The organism is Streptomyces sp. NPDC060031 (genome assembly GCF_042736805.1).
In the GTDB taxonomy this organism is placed as follows: domain Bacteria; phylum Actinomycetota; class Actinomycetes; order Streptomycetales; family Streptomycetaceae; genus Streptomyces.
The window spans coordinates 1-14,526 of sequence record NZ_JBHWVM010000084.1; the positions used below are offsets into that span (position 1 = coordinate 1).

A 14,526-nucleotide genomic window follows, 5' to 3' on the forward strand; every position below is an offset into this window, starting at 1 on the left:
GGCCGCCGCGTTGCGCGCGTCAGCGGCCTTGCCCGCGTCCCCGCCCGCGGCGATGGCCGCGTTGTAGGCCTCGTTGGCGGCGTTGGCCGCCGCCGCTGCGGCGCTGGCGGTCTGCGCGGCGGCGCTCGCCGCGATCCGCGCGGCACGGTTGGCGGCGTTGGCCGAACCAATCGCCTGCTGGGCGGCGGAGGCGGCGGCGCGGGCCGCGTCGGCGGCCTGCTTCGCCTTCACCGCCGCGCGGTTGGCGTCGTTCTTGGCCTGCCGGGTCTCTTCCGCGGCCTTCAGCGCGGCGGTCTTCGCGAGCTCGGAAGCCGCGATCGCCTTCGCGGAGGCCTCCAGGGCCGCCTTCGTGGCGTCCTCGGCCTGCCGGCCCGCCAGCTTCGCGTCCTCAGTGAGCTGTGCGATCGTCGCGTACTCTTGGTCCCGGTTGCGCGCGGTGAACTGCCCAATCTCCAGGAACTCGGCGATGTCGTCCGCCGTCCCGCGCAGCGCGACCTTCGCCGCCGCCTTCACGTTCGGGCCGCCGATCGTCGCCAGCTTCGAGACCGCGACCTCGTTGTCCGTCTCGCGCGCCCCGTACTGGCCCGAAGCCAGGAACGTCGCCCGGTCCTCGGCGGTGCCCTTGAGCGCCGCCTGGCCCGCGTCCTTCACACCGACGCCGCCGAAGTTGATGACCCGGGAGACCTCGACCTGGCGGTCCTCGTCCAGCGGCGTCTGCCAGCCCTTGTCGAGGAAGGTGTCGAGCTGCGCCGGCGTGCCCTTCAGGGCCTGTTTGGCCGCCGCGCGGACGGCGGGGCCGCCCGCGTTGAACAGTCGGCTGGCCGCGACGTAGTCGTCGTCGTACCTGATGGCCGTGTTGGCGTCGAGGAACTTCTGGACGTCCTCGTCGGAGCCCAGGAGCGCCTGCTCGGCCGCTTCCCGGATCCCGGCACCACCGTTGATCCAGTAGTCGAGCGCCAGGGCCCGGCCCTCGGCCCGCGCCAGCGTCGCGCGCTGCTCCAGGGCCACCGCCGGAGCGGCCGTGAGCAGCCCGGCCACCAGTGCCGCGGGCAGGAGCGCGCCTACCGTGCAGCGCAGCCGCGCCGTGCCGCGGGGGCGGGGGCGGGTACCGGGGGGTATCGCCCCGGTCGTTGATGTACGCCGTCTCATCCGGCAGGACCTCACTTGCTAGAGAAGGCAACCACGCCTGCGCACATGCAAGGGTCTGCCGCCTGTGAGGACCGTCGTGAGCGAGGCCCGGTTCTCGTGGCGGTATGCCCCGACCGCAACGGACCGTAAGTCCCTGTCCGGGTCATTCATAACGGAGGGCACCCAAGCATCAAGACTCATCACGTGGTTGGGATGCAAGATGATCTTACATACCCTTTACGTCTGCGACGGGGGGCGCGGGCACCCCGGACCGCGCGAGACGGTGACGCCCTCCTGAGAGATCGTCAACTGGCTTGATCACTAGGCTGGCCGGCGTGATGACGCTGGTGAGCGGCTGGCGCCGGACCCGGTTGTGGGAGTTGCTGTACGTGGCACCAACTCCCGCCGGGCTTCGGCCCGTCCGGGCCGACCGCACACCGGCGGTTCACTGAGTGGAGCCGGGCTCGGGTGTGGGGCAAGCTCCACCGCCTGGTCCTGGACGAACTCGGCGCGCACGGCGGCCTGGACTGGCCGCGGTGCGCGATCGACTCGGTGCACACGCGGGCAACAACATCCGCCGCCAACACCCATGCCAGCCAGGGCCTGGAGCCCCTGGTGCGGGGCATCCCGCCGATACGCTCGCGGCGCGGGCCCCGTCGGCACGGCCCGCCAAGCTCCATGCCGACAAGGGCTACGACCATGACCACCTGCGCCGGTGGCTCCGCGCCCGGAGCGTCGTCCCGCGCATGGCCCACAGGGGCATCGAATCCTCGCAACGGCAGCCAGAGCCGCCGCCGTTGGGCCGTGGAGCGGACGGTGGCGCGGCTGGCCGGGTGCCGCCGCCTACACCGTCGCTACGAGCGCAAGGCGGAACACTTCCCGGCCTTCGCTGGATCGCCACAGCGCTCATTTGCTTCCGCCGTCTCTCGCAGCAGGCGTGCACCGGCTCGGCCTCTCGCCCGTGCTCGGCGCCACAGCACACCGGGACCACACCACCGCAGTCGTGCCGCGCGCACACGCGAGACTCCCCCGGACCGGCCAGGGCAAGTCCACGTAGGCCCGGCCGCCGCGCGGTGGCTGTGGGCGGGGTGGTGGGGACCTGGAGCTTGCCGTGCTCCAGGAGCCAGGCCACCACGGCACGCCGGCGGAACACCGCAGTCGTCTCCGCACCGCCCACTCCCTGATCCCGACAGCCGGAATCGGCGCTCCCGCTCTCGGGCATGCGAGGGCCCCGCCCCCGCTGGAGCGATCCTCTCCATTTCCCGACGGCAGCCCCCGTCAAGGGGGTTGGCGTTGCAGGTGCGCTCACGTAGCATGCGCACAAAACATGAGCCGTACTCACATTAAGGCCGCGTGTGATCACCTACCATTCCGAAGCCCGCCTGTGGCTGCTGAGCACGCCCGGCACCTCCTACGCCTTCCAGCTGGACGCCGACGACGTCCCCCGGCACGTGCACTGGGGCCGGCCGCTGACCCTGGAGCAGGCCGTCGTGATCGCGGCCGACCTGCCCGCCGAGGACCCCGGCGGCGACGACCCCGGCGGCGAGGAGTACGTGGTCGAGGGCGGCCTGCGGTTCGGGGCACCATCGCTGACCGTCCGGTTCGACGACGGCGTGCGCGGCTTCGAGTGGCGGTTCGTCTCGCACCGGGCTGAGGACGGCCTGCTCACGCTCTCCTTCACCGACCGCGTCCGCTCCCTGGGTCTCGACCTGCACTACCGGATCCGGGACGGCCACGACCAGATGGAACGCTGGGCGGTCCTCACCGCGGACGAGCCGGTGGACGTCCTGCGGTTCGACTCCGCCTCCTGGACGCTGCCCGCCCGCGACGACTACCGGGTCAGCCATGTGGTGGGAGAGTGGGGCAGGGAGTTCCAGCTCCAGCGCGACCGTGTGCCCATCGGGGAGACGGTGTTCACCAGTCGCCTCGGCATCACAGGACAGCACGCCGGACCCTGGCTGATGCTCGACGCGCACGACGCCGCCGAGGAGCACGGCGAGGTCTGGAGCGCGGCCCTGGCCTGGAGCGGCAGCCGCCGGGTCACCCTGCGCCGCGACCCTTACGGCCGCGCCTCCTGGACCGGGGGCTTCGGCCACGAGGGCCTGGTCTGGAAACTGCTCCCCGGCGAGCGCCTGGAGACCCCCGTCTTCACCGGGCTGTACGCCCCCGACGGCTTCGGCGGCACCAGTCGCCGCTGGCACGCCTACATCGAAGGCCAGGTGCTGCCCGCCCGGCCGGCCGAACGCCCGCTGATCTTCAACTCGTGGGAGGCGACCGAGTTCGACATCAGTGAGAAGCAGCAGACCGAGCTGGCCGAGCTGGCCGCGGGTCTCGGCGTCGAGATCTTCGTGGTGGACGACGCCTGGTTCGGCGCCCGCACCAGCGACATGGCCGGGCTCGGCGACTGGTGGCCCAACCCCGACCGCTTCCCGGACGGCCTGGGCCCGCTCGCCGACCACGTTCGCGCGCTGGGCATGGGCTTCGGCCTGTGGGTCGAGCCCGAGGCGGTCAACCCCGACAGCGACCTGTTCCGTGCGCACCCTGACTGGATCCTCTGCCAGGACGGCCGTACGCGCACGCAGGGCCGTAACCAGCACGTGCTGAACTTCGCCCGCCGCGACGTCCGTGAATGGGCGGTCGAGTGGCTGGTCAGGACCGTCACCGAGTTGGACGTCGCCTTCCTCAAATGGGACATGAACCGGTCCTTCAGCGAGGCGGGGCAGCCGGGGGCCGCCGACCCCGACCGGGTCTGGATCGAGCACACGCGCGGCGTATACGAGGTGATGGACCGGCTGCGCGCCGCCCGTCCCGACCTGTACTTGGAGTCGTGCGCGGGCGGCGGCGGGCGGGCCGACCTGGGCGTTCTGGCCCGCGCCGACCAGGTCTGGACCTCCGACAACACCGACGCCGCCGAACGGGTCGCGATCCAGCACGGCCACTGCCAGCTGCTGCCTGCCCGGACCATGGGCGCCTGGGTCACCGACAGCCCGAACAGCTTCACCGCCCGTCCGGCCCCGGTCCGGTACCGCTTCCACGTCTCGATGGCCGGAGCGATGGGCATCGGCGGCGACCTGCGGAAATGGAGCGCGGATGAGCTGGCCTGGGCCCGGGCGCTGGTCGAACAGTACAAGCGGATCCGGCCCGTGGTGCACGGCGGCGCCCTGTATCGCCTCGGGCACGGCGCCGTGCAGTACCTCACCGGGGACGAGGTCGTCGTCTTCCAGTTCCAGCCGTCCGGGCTGAACCGCACCGTCGCCCGCACCCGGCTGAAGGGCCTCGACCCCCGTGCCCGCTACCGGGACGAGGACACCGGCGCCGTCCACGAGGGCGCCGTCCTGCTCAGTCACGGCCTCCCGCCGCTGCTGGCCTTCGACTGCACGAGCGAGCTCGTCCACCTCAAGAGAGTGCCCCGATGAGCCTCGCCCCCGCACGGCCCGAGGCCCTCGCCGAGCCGACCCGCAAGGTCGGCCCCGGCTGGATCGCCCTGTACGTGCTGGCCAACACCGGGATGTTCATCCCGATGCAAGTGCCGACCACGTTCCTGATGCCCGAGCAGATCGCCCAGATCGACCCGGCGGGGAAGGTCGGCAGCTACGCCTGGGTCAGCATGATGGGCGCGATCTCGGGAATCATCATCGCGCCGCTGGCCGGCGCGCTCTGCGACCGCACCACCGGCCGTTTCGGCCGCCGCCGGCCGTGGATGATCGCGGGCTCGCTGGTCTGCACGGCAGCGCTGCTCTATACCGGCATCCAGACGACGGTCGCCGGGATCGCGCTCGGCTCTCTCGTGCTGTCCGCCGCCTTCATGATCATCGGTGCCGGGCTCGCCCCGGTGATACCCGACCGGGTCCCCGTCGCGCAACGCGGTGTGGTGCTGGGCTGGGCCACGGTCCCGCAGGCCGGCGGCCTGATCGCGGGCGGGCTGCTGCTCGGGCTGGTCACGGGCTTCTCCGCGCAGTACGTGCTGATGGCCGCGTTCCCGCTGATGATCGTACTGTTCGCGGTCGTCATGAAGGACCCGCAGCTTCCCCCCGACCACCGCGAGCCGTTCTCGCTGCGCGCCTTCCTGGACGGCTACCGGATCAGCCCGCGCGAGCACCCCGACTTCGTCTGGGCGATGAGCTCACGGTTCATCATGGGGCTGGGCTACGGCCTGGGCACGCTCTACATGCCGTACTTCCTGGACGACGTCCTGCACTACGAGCAGCTGTTCCCCGGCCAGTCGACCGAGGACGGCCTGCTCATCGTGGTCGGCGTCAACTGCCTGGCCACGATCTCGACGGTCGTCCTCAGCGGCTGGCTCTCCGACAAGCTGGGCAAGCGCCGCGTGCTCGTCTTCCTCGGCGGCCTCACGATGGCCGTCGCCGCGATCCCGCTCGCCCTGTCGCCCACCTGGACCATGACCCTGGTCGCGGCCGTCATCCTGGGCCTGGGCTACGGCGTGTACCTGGCCGTCGACACCGCCCTGGTCACCGAGGTGCTCCCCACCTCGGCGGACCGCGGCAAGGACATGGCCCTGGCCAACCTGATGGCTTCCCTGCCCTACGTTCTGGTACCCCCGATCGCCTCGGTCGCGCTCGGGGATCTGGGGGGCTACCGCTCGCTGTTCCTCTGCTCCGCGGCCATGTCCGCGCTCGGCGCGGTACTGGTCTGGAAGGTCAGGAGCGTCCGCTAGCGCCCTCCCCGACTCGTCCCCAGTGACCGGATTCGATCGTTCAGATAGCTGTTGACGACTCGTTTGCACTCGGCGATCAGCTGGGGGTCGCCCTGCGGATCGGTACGGAAGGCAAGTCTCAGCACGCCGTCCGCGCATTCCAGGGCAACCCGGACGGCGATCTCCAGTTCGGCGTCGTCCTGAACGCCGGACAGGGACGCGGTCAGGGAGCGCAGCCGGCCGGCGACCGCCGTGTTGTTGTCCAGGGCCGGATCGAGGGTATGGTCCCGGCCCGCCGCGCCAAAGTCGACCACGCCGAAACCGGTGATCGTCCGGCGCATGGCGACGTACTCCTCGACGGCCACCTCGACGAGGCCCGAGATGTCTTCTGGTTTCTCGCGCTCCAGCCGGACCGCGACCCGTTCCAGGAAGGCCTCCAGGTTCCGGGCGGCGAGCGCGCCGATCAGCCCCTCCTGGTCGGAGAAGAACTGGTAGAGGGTGCCGATGGGCACCTCGGCCCTGCGGGCCACTTCCTTGGTGGTCAGCGCGGCGTAGCCGACCTCGTCCAGGAGTTCGGCGCAGGCGTCCAGCAGCCGTTCGAAACGTTCGGCGCTGCGCTTCTGGACGGGCCGGCGGCGCAGCGTCCCCGAGGTGCGATCTTGCTTCACGGTTCCATCATCCCATCAAGCGAGCTAACATGAGTCAGGCTCATATTTTGGGAGGTTGTCGTACATGAAGCTGGACCATCTGCCGGCGGACTTCGTCTGGGGTGCCTCGACGGCGTCCTACCAGATCGAGGGCGCCACCAAGGAGGACGGCCGCGGACCGTCGGTATGGGACACCTTCACTGCCCGCCCCGGTACGGTCCGCGACGGGCACACCGGTGACGTGGCCTGCGACCACTACCGCCGGTACGAGGAGGATCTGGCGCTGATGGCCGAGGCGGGCCTCACCGGCTACCGCTTCTCCATCGCCTGGCCCAGGATCCAGCCGACCGGCAAGGGCGAGGTCAACCTCCCGGGCCTGGACTTCTACGACCGGCTGGTCGACGGCCTGCTCGCACGCGGCGTCGAACCCGTCCCGACACTGTTCCACTGGGACCTGCCGCAGGCCCTTGAGGACGAGGGCGGCTGGCTGAGCCGCGACACCGCGTACCGCTTCGCCGAGTACACCGCCATCATGGCCGACAGGCTGGGTGACCGCGTCCAGAAGTGGATCACGCTCAACGAGCCGTTCATCCACGCGGTCTGGGGCTACGGCCTCGGCATCCACGCGCCGGGCCGCACCCTGTTCCTGGACTGCCTGCCGGTGGTCCACCACCAGTTGCTCGGCCACGGCCTCGCCCTGCGGGAGCTGCGGGCACGTGGCCTCCAGGTGATGATCGCCAACAACTGCACCCCGGTCTGGCCCGCCTCGGACGCCCCCGCCGACCGCGCCGCCGCGCAGGCCTATGACAACCTCCACAACCGCCTGTTCAACGACCCGATCCTTACGGGCGCCTACCCCGACCTGTCGGCCTACGGCGCGGACGCCACTCTCGGCGGCTCCGTCCAGGACGGCGATCTCGAACTGATCTCCGCCCCGCTGGACGCGCTCGGCGTCAACTACTACAACCCGACCCGCATCCAGGCTCCGACGTCCGAGGGCCTGCCGTTCGAAGAGGCCCCCATCGAGGGCTACCGCCGCACCGCCTTCGACTGGCCCGTCGTCCCCGACGGCCTACGGGAACTGCTCGTCGGCCTCAAGGAGCGCTACCCGGCCCTCCCGCCGGTCTACATCACGGAGAACGGCTGTTCGGTCGAGGACGTCGTCACCGCGGACGGCACCGTCCCCGACCTCGACCGCATCGACTACCTGGACACCCACCTCCAGGCCGTCGACGCCGCCGTGGCCCAGGGCGTGGACGTCCGCGGCTACTTCACCTGGACCCTGATGGACAACTTCGAATGGGCCGAGGGCTTCCATCAGCGCTTCGGTCTCGTGCACGTCGACCACGACACCCAGGTCCGCACCCCGAAGGCGTCCTTCGCCTGGTACCGCGACCTCATCCGCGCGCAGCGCGGCTGAGCCGCCCGCCGGGCCCGCGCGAATACCGTACGAGCTCCGGCGGAACCCGGATGCTGAGCTCGCATCCGAGCGGCTGTCCGGCCGCGGCCATGAGGTCCAGCAGCGGCCAGCCGAACGGCTCGTAGCCCCACGATGGCCGCCCCGCGGGGCGGCCATCGTCAACTGCTGCCCGGCCGCCGTCTCCACCTCGACCGCAAGACCGTCCGGCGCTTCCGCGACACCGACCTCGACGAGTTCTCCGCCTCGGCGGACGAACGCCGGCCGGCCGGAATCCCGGAACCGTTCACGCCGTACCCGAACACCCGCTTCACTGAAAGTCTCCGCCCCCGTCCCGACGCAGCCGCCCCAGGACGACGCCCACGACGAGCAGCAGCAGACAGGTGGCCGCCGCCGCGTGCACGAGGAGCGCGTCGAGGCGGTCCGCCGCCAGGTAGGCACCGACGGCCAGCGCCACCAGCGCGCACACGCCGCGGTCGATGATGGACTCCACCGACAGCAGGGTCGCCCGGTAGGGGGTCGGCGGGATGGCCGCGTTGATCAGGTTGCGTTGCACCGGGTACGCAAGGCCCGCCGCGGCGGCGAACACGCACAGCCACAGGATCGTGCCCAGGCTCCCCGACAGCGTGGTGGCCGCGAGCGTGAGTGCCATGACCACGCTGAGGACGGTGACCACGGTGGTGTCGGCCAGTCTGCTGCGCAACCAGCCGGTTCTGGCCGAACCAACGGCCTCGGCGACCGTCATCGCCGACAGCACCGCACCGTGGTCGGCGACGGGGAGGTCCTTTTGGAGGAGCAGCGGTTGGAAGAGGTTGACCTGGCAGATCCGGGCGAGCGTGAAGATGGCCACGCCCTGCACCATCAAAGGCCCGAGGGACCGTGACGTTCCGAGAACCTTCGCGGCCTGGCGGGCCGAATCGAGGAGCCCGACGCGCTCCGCAGGTGGGTGACCGCCCCCGCGGGGCGCCGCGATTGCCGGGAGGACCGCGGCGCAGGCCAGCGAACCGAGCGTGGAGAGCGCGGTCAGCACGTAAGGGGCCTCGTGCCGGACGTGCATCAGGACGCCGACCAGCGGCCAGCAGGCGATCTTCGCCCAGAGGCCGAGCGCCCGGGCGGTGCCCTCGGCCTGGACGTAGTGCTCGTCCGCGCCGTGCTCGTGCAGGTACTCGTACAGGTAGGCGCTGGAGGCCCCGGACACCAGCGAGCGGGCGGCGGCGATGGCCAGGAAGTGCGCCATGAAGCCCGCGAAGGACGGCGAGGCGACCGGGAGGAGGTTCGCCGCAGTCATCGCGGCCGCCCCGAGCTGCATGCAGCGGCGCTGTCCGATGCGGTCGGCGATGAAGCCGGTGGGTATCTCCAGCAGGCAGAAGGCCACGTAGTAGACGCTCTGGATGCCGAAGATCTGGCTGTCCGACAGGCCCGCCTGCTTCTGGTACTGGTAGAAGACCGGCATCCACCACAGCAGGTTGAACAACAGCTGGAACCCGTTGTTCAGACGGATCACGCGGAGCACCGCGGCGGGCGGACGGACGCGGCGTTTCACGCGCGTACGCAGGGAAATGGGCATGGGCGACCTTCGGGTGGGACTTCCGGTGGGACGGTACGCGGGGAAGCGCCAACGGGTCAGGCGCTGTACGGGCGCAGCTGGAGGATGTGGAGCGCGCCTGTCGGCCCGAGCAGCCATTCGATGTCGAGCGGCCCCGCGAAGGTGTAGTCCGTGGCGAAATGGGACTGGAGCAGGCGGCCCGCCAGCGCCAGCCGACCCAGGTGGGCCCGCGTGTCCTGCGCCAGGTCCTCGGTGGCCGCGCCCAGCGAGATCGTGCGGCCGCCGCCCTCGACCGTGTTGTACAGGTACTGCAGGGGCATCGTCCGGCCGTCGACGACGTCGGCCGTGGACCCGTGCGCGCAGTTGAGGTACACGTTGCGGAAGTCGGCCCGGTTGGTCGGATTGCAGGTGACCATGACGCCTCCGAGCGGGGACGGCTCGTAGCGCTGGACGATCACCCCCATGTAGGTGTCGTCCAAGGAGATGCCCGCCTGGTGGCGCAGCCGCACGCTGCGCGGGGAGAGCAACGAGGCCCACACCTGGCGGATGGCGTCCAGCAGCCCCGGCAGATCGGTGACCTTGGTGTGGGACTCGTAGATCCCGGCAGCGGAGAAGCCCGGCAGGTCCTCGGCGTTCGAGGAGGACCGCACGGCGAAGCGGCCCGTGCCCGCCAGGTGCTCGACCAGCTGCGTGTCCAGGGCGCGCACGAGGTCCTCGGGCACCGGGAGGGTGCGCACCAAGTGCTGCAATTGGAGGCAGACCGTGTCCACGGCGTCCATGGAGTTCAGTTCCAGGGCCATCTTCAGCTTGCCGATGCTCTGTTGCACGGCCGGCGAGGAGTCCAGGAAGCGCTGTTGGACGGAGAAGGGGACGGCGATGCCCGCCGGCGCCTTGACGTGCCGGGTCAGGAACCCGCTCGCGTGCTGGGCGAGATCGCCGTCCTCGGGCATCCCCAGCCGGGCGGCCAGGTGACCGAGCAGGTCGGTCCGGGGCGGGCGGGGCACGGAGTAGTAGCCGGTCAGCCGGCCCGATCCGTGGCGCAGTACGTGGTGCAGTTCCCCGAGATTGGCTGCTTTGGTGCCGTAGCGGTTCCGGTCGCCGGCGCGTAACGCGGACAGCGGCACGAGCGGTACGTCCGTCACGTGCGGCGCGTCGAGGCGGACCCGCTGCGTGTGCCAGGTCGGTTCGGCGAGGTCCGACGGCTCCTCGGCGCGCTCGATGACGAAGCCGTCGGCCGTGACCTCGTAGCGGACCCAGGCACCGTCCAGCTTCTCGTCGGCGATCGTGTCGAGGACTCCGCGGACGATGGCGTTGGGGATGCCCCACCCGGCCGCCAGCATGTTGGTGTGCGACAGCGGAGTGGTGGGCTGGGCATTGATCAAACCGGCGAGCCGCGGAATGTCGTCGGGGACCACCGGCATGGCGACGATGTCGTACCAGGTCAGGTCCGCGCGGGCGGCCAGGTACTCCCCGCCCGAGGCGAAGGCGCGGAGCCGGCCGGTGGCCGAGGCGAGCGTCAACGGCACGAAGGGCGCGGTCGCCAGGAGCGCGTGACCCCGTGCACGGGGCACCACGGTCTCCGGCACCGCCGCGAGGGCGTTCTCCTGCCCGTGGTTGGCCGGCTTCACCAGCAGCTCCAGTGCGGGATCGAGGTGAGCCCGTACGAAGGCGTGGAACTCGATCAACAGGTCCGCGCCCATGGTGTCGGCCTCGGTGGTCTCCAGGACCATGAACGGCTCGTCCCGCTCCGGACCGCCCCGGGAGTGCAGCGACAGGACGCCGAGCAGGAAGCGCCGCGCGGGGTCCTGGTAGACGTCATGGTTGAAGCGGTCGAGTTCGGCGTCGAGCTGCTCGACGGTCAGCCCCTGGATCTCGGTGGCTATGTAGTTGACGTGGAAGGAGTGCACGGCGCTGTCGAGGACGTGCCAGAGGCCCTGGTCGCGGTCCACGACGACCTTCACGTACGGGTGCCCGCCCAGCACCCCGGCCAGTTGCTCGAACAAGGGGAGCGTGAGCAGGGTGTCCACGGCGGCGCCCCGGGAGGACGGCGCGGCAGTGATGGTCGAGGCGTTCGTCATGCGGTGCTCCCGGGCGTCGAGCGGTCGGCGGACAGGGCGGAGGGCTCGGTGGGGGCGGCGGCGGGCGGCGGCGGGGCGGCCGTGAGGGCGACGGACGGGGCGGTGAGGGCGTTCGGCAGCGCCGCGAGGATGCGGCCGCAGTCGGCCAGCAGCTCCGGCCCGGACTCGGCGGTGAGGAAGCACAGCGCGGCCATGGAATTGGCCCCTCCCGCCTCCTCGTACGGCGGGACCGGGCTGCCCGGCGCGAGACTGGCTTCGCGCACCGGTTCCACGCGGGATCCCGGCGCGACCAGGGCGGGCCAGTCGACCGCCTCGAAGTCCCAGGCCGGGAGTTCGGTCCAGGGCCGGCCCTCGGGGTCGACGGCAAGGACGACGAGGGATCCGGCGGCGCCCTCCCCCTCGGTCAGCATCCGCTCCGGGTAGGCGACCTCCCGGCCGAGCAACTGGCGCACCAGCATGCCGATCATGTCGAGCCCGAAGACGGTCTCCACCTGCCGGGTGGTCATCACCCCACCGAAGCGGGCGGCGGTCTCGATCAGCCACATGGCCCCGTCCGCGCCGAGCTTGATCTCGGTGTGGGTGGCGCAGGTGTCGAGTCCGAGCGCGTCGACGGCGGCGCGCGACACCTCCTCGATCCGGTGCTGCAACGCGTTCGGGAGGGCGGCCGGAGCCAGGCTCGCCCGCTCGGTGAAGGGCGCGATGGTCGGCATCCGCCCGGTGATGCACAGCGGGTGGTAGCGGCCGTCGGCGACGATCCCCTCCACGCTGACGTAGTCGCCCCACCCGTCCCCCTCGAACCAATCGGAGGCCTCTCCGGTCACGATCTCCTCCAGCAGGAAATCGCTGACGCCCTCGTCCGCGGCGTGCAGTTCCGCGTAACCCTGCGCGGAGGAGGCTTCCATGACGGAACGCCCGGTCTTCCAGGCCGCCTCGGCCTGCTGCTCGTTCCACACGGTGAGGTGAGCCGTGGAACCCGCGCTCCAGGCGGCCTTCAGCAGGAGCGGCGGCCTCAGGGTCTCGAAGGCGGCCGTGATGTCCTCCGGAGCGTGGACCTCCGCGAACCCCGGTACGGGCACCCCTGCGTCACGCCAGATCCGGCGCATCAGACGCTTGTCCCGCGCCCCCGCGACCCGCTCGCCGGCACCGCGCAGACCCAGCCGCAGGCTCGCGTGGGCGACGGCCACCACCGCGTACTCCGACAGGGTCAGCACCGCCTCGGCACGGACGCGGCGGGCGTGGGAACAGATCAGATCGACCAGTTCCACCCCCTCGCCCGGCGGTGCCGTGGTGACCGACGCACACGCGGGCAGCCACGCCGGCTCGGTGGTTCGGGGCAACGGCGCGAGCGCCAGGACGTGCACCTCGGAGTGGGCGGCGATGCGCGGGACCGCGTACTCCAGGGGAGGGCCGCCCTTGGCATAGACGAAGAGGATCGGAGTCATGGTGCTCCTGGGGTCGAGGGGGACGGCCGCCGCGTGGCGCGACGGCGTCGTCGGCGGACGATCCGTACGCGGTGTCACCACGTACGGACGCCCAGATGTACGCCTACTCAGTTGGGCGTTCGTCAAACAACCGCGCTCGCCAAGTGGGGCCGGTATGAGGGTGTTTCAGCCATCCGCGCGGGGCTCGTGGGGATCACGGGTCCGCGGGGCGCACCTGGAGGTCGTCACCAGCCGGTCAGGAACCCGAGCGGCCACCTCGAGGGCTCACGGCTCACGGCTCACGGCTCAGCCAGGATCCCGCTGCCGAACAAGCCTTCATCCAGAGCGGGATCGTGACGCGGCGCGCGCTGCGCCGAGGGGCATCTGACGGAGCGTGCAGCGCCGGTCGGGTCTTCGAGCATGCTAGTTTGTGAGCGATCGTTCAACTACGAGGAGCGTGATGGGTCGTAAACAGGTCTGGGACGAGGAAGAGGTACTGGCCTCCGCCATGCGGCTGTTCCGTCGTCGCGGATACCTCGGCGCCTCGCTGCGTGACCTCGAGGAAGCGACCGGAATGCACCCGGGCAGCCTGTACCGGGCGTTCCGGAGCAAGGAGGGCCTGTTCAGTGCCGCGCTGGACGCCTACAACGAGCGGGTGGTCGACGCCAGGGTCCGCGTCCACCTACGAGACGCACAGGACCCGGTGGCAGGAATCCGCTCGTTCTTCACCTCGGCGTTCGACGCGAACCCGGGCCCGGAACCCGATCCTGGGTGCCTGCTCACCAACAGCGCGGTGGAGTCATTCACCGTTCCGCAGGCCACGCCCGGCGTGCGCCGGGGGCTGGAGACGATCGAGTCCGGATTCGCCGACGCACTGACCCGCGCCCGCGCCCAGCAGCTCTTGCCTGCGGAGCTCGACGTCGAGATGTCGGCCGCCCAGCTCCTGACCCTCTATCAAGGCCTCCTGGTCCTCGTCCGCTCCGGTACGGCCGCCGTCAAACTGCACGCCATCACAGATGGAGCCCTGGCCTCGATTGGCGCCAGGCAAGCCAAGACGTTCAAGCAAGCCAAGAAAGAGGAACAGCGATGAGTGACCAACAGCAGCTCTGGAACGACTACGCCGCGTGCTGGTCGGCCGACCCCGCGATACGACTCGCCGCGCTCGGCGCGGTCGCGGTGGACGACGTCGCCTACCGGGACCCGGGAACCGAGGTCGCCGGTCTGGCCGAACTGGACGTATACATGAACGGGTTCGCCGGAGTGTTCCCCGGACACCGCTTCCGCATCGAAGAGGTTTTCGACCACCACGGTCGGTCGCTGGCCCGCTGGACCCAGATCGGCCCGGACGGCGAGACGTTCATGACAGGTGTGAGCAGCGCGGTCCACCGCGACGGCCTGCTCGCCGACGTGACCGGGTTCTTCCTCCCCGCCTGAGCGCTTCATGCTGCAGGCGGCCTCGCCGAGCACGCCTGGCGGCCACCCAGGCCGACAGGCGCGCTCCTTGCCCGACTGGCGGGTCGATCCCGGTCCGGTTCCACTTGCGCGTCGCGCGGGTTCACGGAGAGCCGGCGCGCAACGCCCGCCCGCTGCCACAGGGTCACAACCCTGGGCGGTTCTGACCGCTCTTCCGTGAGG

At 70.9% G+C, this 14,526-nt stretch carries 10 protein-coding genes and 2 pseudogenes; 7 read left to right on the forward strand and 5 right to left on the reverse strand.

All coding sequences use genetic code 11. The features are described from left to right. The coding region (locus ACFWB8_RS29110) for an ALF repeat-containing protein (protein ID WP_385233474.1) at positions 1–1,149 on the reverse strand (1,149 nt) is incomplete at its 3' end. A 357-nt stretch (positions 1,150–1,506) separates the two neighbouring features. Here ACFWB8_RS29110 and ACFWB8_RS29115 point away from each other — a divergent pair. From ACFWB8_RS29115 to ACFWB8_RS29130, 4 genes and pseudogenes are all read left to right on the forward strand, one after another. Then, positions 1,507–1,695: pseudogene (locus ACFWB8_RS29115) on the forward strand (IS5/IS1182 family transposase); the annotation flags it as partial. Between the two features lie 3 nt (positions 1,696–1,698). Next, a pseudogene (locus ACFWB8_RS29120) lies at positions 1,699–2,057 on the forward strand (transposase); the annotation flags it as partial. A gap of 426 nt (positions 2,058–2,483) precedes the next feature. Continuing rightward, the gene (locus ACFWB8_RS29125; protein ID WP_385233477.1) at positions 2,484–4,544 is read left to right on the forward strand and encodes an alpha-galactosidase; all 2,061 of its coding nucleotides are present in this window, start codon (positions 2,484–2,486) and stop codon (positions 4,542–4,544) included. Beyond that, positions 4,541–5,803, forward strand: a complete 1,263-nt coding sequence (locus tag ACFWB8_RS29130) for an MFS transporter (RefSeq protein WP_385233479.1) — start codon at positions 4,541–4,543, stop codon at positions 5,801–5,803. The genes ACFWB8_RS29125 and ACFWB8_RS29130 overlap by 4 nt, the downstream gene beginning before the upstream one ends. On the opposite strand, the gene ACFWB8_RS29135 is transcribed toward ACFWB8_RS29130, so the two are convergent. Next, positions 5,800–6,450: a TetR/AcrR family transcriptional regulator gene (locus tag ACFWB8_RS29135; RefSeq protein WP_385233482.1), complete on the reverse strand. Its 651-nt coding sequence runs from the start codon at positions 6,448–6,450 to the stop codon at positions 5,800–5,802. The genes ACFWB8_RS29130 and ACFWB8_RS29135 overlap by 4 nt on opposite strands. Before the next feature lie 64 nt (positions 6,451–6,514). On the opposite strand from ACFWB8_RS29135, the gene ACFWB8_RS29140 reads away from it, so the two are divergent. Then, positions 6,515–7,849, forward strand: a complete 1,335-nt coding sequence (locus tag ACFWB8_RS29140) for a GH1 family beta-glucosidase (RefSeq protein WP_385233485.1) — start codon at positions 6,515–6,517, stop codon at positions 7,847–7,849. 307 nt (positions 7,850–8,156) lie between these two features. Here the strand turns inward: ACFWB8_RS29140 and ACFWB8_RS29145 are convergent, their stop codons facing one another. Genes ACFWB8_RS29145 through ACFWB8_RS29155 form a run of 3 tightly spaced genes read right to left on the reverse strand, consistent with a single transcriptional unit; the run spans position 8,157 to position 12,912 of the window. Then, on the reverse strand, positions 8,157–9,413 hold the full coding sequence (locus ACFWB8_RS29145; protein ID WP_385233488.1) for an MFS transporter: 1,257 nt from the start codon (positions 9,411–9,413) through the stop codon (positions 8,157–8,159). A gap of 56 nt (positions 9,414–9,469) precedes the next feature. Further along, the gene (locus ACFWB8_RS29150; RefSeq protein WP_385233492.1) at positions 9,470–11,470 is read right to left on the reverse strand and encodes a PEP/pyruvate-binding domain-containing protein; all 2,001 of its coding nucleotides are present in this window, start codon (positions 11,468–11,470) and stop codon (positions 9,470–9,472) included. Then, positions 11,467–12,912 (reverse strand): acetyl-CoA carboxylase biotin carboxylase subunit family protein, encoded by a 1,446-nt coding sequence (locus ACFWB8_RS29155; RefSeq protein ID WP_385233495.1) that lies wholly within the window; start codon positions 12,910–12,912, stop codon positions 11,467–11,469. The genes ACFWB8_RS29150 and ACFWB8_RS29155 overlap by 4 nt, the downstream gene beginning before the upstream one ends. 439 nt (positions 12,913–13,351) lie before the next feature. Between ACFWB8_RS29155 and ACFWB8_RS29160 the strand changes: the two genes are divergently transcribed. Continuing rightward, entirely contained in the window at positions 13,352–13,981 is a 630-nt protein-coding gene (locus tag ACFWB8_RS29160) for a TetR/AcrR family transcriptional regulator (protein WP_385233498.1), read from the forward strand. Next, positions 13,978–14,325 (forward strand): nuclear transport factor 2 family protein, encoded by a 348-nt coding sequence (locus ACFWB8_RS29165; RefSeq protein WP_385233501.1) that lies wholly within the window; start codon positions 13,978–13,980, stop codon positions 14,323–14,325. Before ACFWB8_RS29160 ends, ACFWB8_RS29165 begins: the two co-directional genes overlap by 4 nt. The last annotated feature ends 201 nt before the right edge of the window (positions 14,326–14,526 follow it).

Coding starts and splice junctions, on each gene's coding strand:
- ACFWB8_RS29130 (WP_385233479.1), top strand. CDS start 4,541: ATGAGCCTCGCCCCCGCACGGCCCGAGGCCCTCGCCGAGCCGACCCGC.
- ACFWB8_RS29140 (WP_385233485.1), top strand. CDS start 6,515: ATGAAGCTGGACCATCTGCCGGCGGACTTCGTCTGGGGTGCCTCGACG.
- ACFWB8_RS29145 (WP_385233488.1), bottom strand. CDS start 9,413: ATGCCCATTTCCCTGCGTACGCGCGTGAAACGCCGCGTCCGTCCGCCC.
- ACFWB8_RS29150 (WP_385233492.1), bottom strand. CDS start 11,470: ATGACGAACGCCTCGACCATCACTGCCGCGCCGTCCTCCCGGGGCGCC.
- ACFWB8_RS29155 (WP_385233495.1), bottom strand. CDS start 12,912: ATGACTCCGATCCTCTTCGTCTATGCCAAGGGCGGCCCTCCCCTGGAG.
- ACFWB8_RS29160 (WP_385233498.1), top strand. CDS start 13,352: ATGGGTCGTAAACAGGTCTGGGACGAGGAAGAGGTACTGGCCTCCGCC.
- ACFWB8_RS29165 (WP_385233501.1), top strand. CDS start 13,978: ATGAGTGACCAACAGCAGCTCTGGAACGACTACGCCGCGTGCTGGTCG.